The organism is uncultured Campylobacter sp. (assembly GCF_937949835.1).
In the GTDB taxonomy this organism is placed as follows: Bacteria; Campylobacterota; Campylobacteria; order Campylobacterales; family Campylobacteraceae; genus Campylobacter_B.
Genome location: NZ_CALEDC010000318.1, coordinates 1 through 2,496, shown reverse-complemented (window position 1 = coordinate 2,496; position 2,496 = coordinate 1). Strand labels below are relative to the sequence as shown.

The following is a 2,496-nucleotide window of genomic DNA, read 5'->3' as shown; positions in this document are numbered from 1 at the left end:
AAGCAGCGATCCTCTTTATAAAATTCCGTTTAAATTTTAGCCCGCGATATGTTCATTTTGAGGTAAGAAAGGCTGCTCAATCGCAAGATCGCGCTTCTTGCAAAGATGACGGCGCCCGACGGCGACGCATTACCCCGCCCGCTTGCAAAGCCCGTCAGCCTTCCGATGACGCTTTGATGAGAGGCGAGCTGCGTCTGCGTAAATTTTGCATTATTAAGATCGCGAATTTGCTTATCGCTAAATTTAGTATAGATGCGGCTACCGCGCGCCGCTACGATAGGAGTGGGCTTGCGTTTAAATTTGCTCCGATCGCGCTGTGTTTTGCGATAAAAATTTATGAAATTTAATTTGCGGTCGGCGCCAAAAAATTTTATAAAGCTCCATTTTAAAATTTGCGGCACGGGCACGTACCGATCAGGTCGTCAAGCTAAAATCAAATCTCAAAATTCCAAGCGGCGAATGCAGAAAACCTCGCGCCTAGCGTATCTGCGGCGGCGGTGCGGGCACGCTAAATTTATCGCTTTTAGGACGCAAAAAGACGCACGGGCGCGGGCAAAATTTATTGATTTTAGAGTTTAAAGCATCGAATTCGCGCGCCTAGGCTAAATTTTAAAATTTAAACGCGCGACGCTTCGGACGCATCCGCGCGACTGCGAGCGCTCATAAAATTCGCTCGAAGCAAGGTTGTAAAACCGCGGGCGGGCGCAAAATTTATCACCGCAAAAATCAAAACCGCGAAAGCAAAAAGGCTCCACGAGCGCTCGCTGCCGCACCCGCCCGAGCAAATTAAAATCGCATGATCCGCCTGGTTGGCATACGTGGAGGGCGCCGCTGCGGGCATTTGCATTTAAATCCGGTGCGATCGCAATGCGATTTAAAACTGCGCCTGCTTAAATTCGCGCCATTTCGGTTCGCTCACAATCACATCTCACCGCAGTAGCGCTTTAAATTTGCGCCGCCGCGATTTGTGCGCATTCAATCGCTACGGCAAGGGTAAAATTTCAAAATCTAGGTCCATACGCGCCGATTTGCCCGCCAAAATCGCTCGGATCGAATTTACCGCTACTGCAATCCGCGCGGATTAAAGTCCCGCCGCTTAAAAGCGCAAATTTTACCTCTCAAACGGCGGCACGAAATTTTATTAAAATTTCATCTCTTAATTCGGCGTGCGATTTATAAAATTTCGCCCTCGTCCCGCCCCGAAATCTGCGGCTTAGGCAGCGCCAGGCTCTTTGCGGTTTTGCTAAAAAGTATCAGATCCTCGGTGCTTTGCACGCTCCACGGCAGCCGCTTTAGAGCAAATTTAAAAATTTCAAAGCAGGAAACGGCGTCGCTAAATGCGCGGTGGTGGACGTTTTGCACGCCCAAAAACTCTTTTAGCGAGCCGAGCCCGTATCTTTGCGCCTCGATCGTGCGGCGCGCGAGCTCGACGGTGCAGAGCCTGCGATTTAAAAGCATCCCAAAGCCGCATTTTTGCAGGCTCGCGTCGATGAAGCCGTAGTCAAATTTGACGTTGTGCGCCACAAAAACGCTATCGCCTAAAAACAGTCTAAATCGCTCCAGCACGCTAGCTAGCGGCGGTGCGCCCACCAGATCGTCCGCGCAGATACCGGTAAGCTCCGTGATATTTTCGGGCACGACGGGCGCGTAAACGAAGCTTTCAAAGCGATCCAGCTCCTGCGTGCCGCGCGTTTTTATCGCGCCGATTTCGATGATCTGGCCGTTTGAGAGCCCGCCGTTCGTCTCGATGTCCACAAAGCAAAAAATTTCATCTGAAATGTCCGTCTCGCGGGTCTTGAGCGTGATTTTGCCGCTATCTAGTTTTATTATCTCTATGCCCAGCGCCCGCCACATCGAGAGGTCTTTGGGCTCGAAAAGCTCGGTAATTTCGGCAATATCGCTTGCTTTTGAGATAAAGTCGTAATAATTTATGCTCTTTTGAGCCAGTAAATTTATTAAATTTTCGATTCTATGCGTCAAAATTTTACCCCTGTGTCGCGCCTAAATTTTAAGCGCACGGATCGCCTCCGCGTAGTCGTTTGAAGAAAATATGTAGTTGCCCGCTACCACGACGTCGGCGCCAGCTTCATCGATATCTGCAATATTCAGCCCGTTTACGCCGCCGTCGACCTCGATGAGGCATTTTGCGCCTTTGCGATCGATCAGCTCGCGCAGCTGCTTAATTTTCTCAAGCGCCGAGGGGATAAATTTCTGCCCTCCAAAGCCCGGATTGACGCTCATCAAAAGCACCATATCGACCTCGCTCAAGACAAACTCCAGCGCGCTAAGCGGAGTGTGCGGATTTAGCACGACCGCGGGCGAGACGCCGCTGCGGCGTATATGATCTATGAGGCGCAGCGGATGGGTCTCCTCCTCGATGTGGAAGCTAAGAAATTTCGGCTTTAGCGGCAAAAAAAGATCGACGAAAAACGGCACGTTTTTAACCATCAGATGGATGTCTAAAGGCTTGCTACTCGCCTTTGCCGCGGCGCTTGC

3 protein-coding genes are annotated in these 2,496 nt (G+C 50.6%); 1 reads left to right on the top strand and 2 read right to left on the bottom strand.

The genetic code is table 11. From position 1 onward, the window contains the following. A partial coding sequence (locus Q0256_RS07300) for a hypothetical protein (RefSeq protein ID WP_297961711.1) occupies positions 1–347 on the top strand: 347 nt, incomplete at its 5' end. Between the two features lie 826 nt (positions 348–1,173). Here the strand turns inward: Q0256_RS07300 and Q0256_RS07295 are convergent. Then, the gene (locus Q0256_RS07295; protein WP_297961708.1) at positions 1,174–1,980 is read right to left on the bottom strand and encodes a 3'-5' exonuclease; all 807 of its coding nucleotides are present in this window, start codon (positions 1,978–1,980) and stop codon (positions 1,174–1,176) included. A 21-nt stretch (positions 1,981–2,001) separates the two neighbouring features. Then, positions 2,002–2,496 (bottom strand): ribulose-phosphate 3-epimerase (locus tag Q0256_RS07290; RefSeq protein WP_297961705.1); only part of this gene is annotated, 495 nt, incomplete at its 5' end.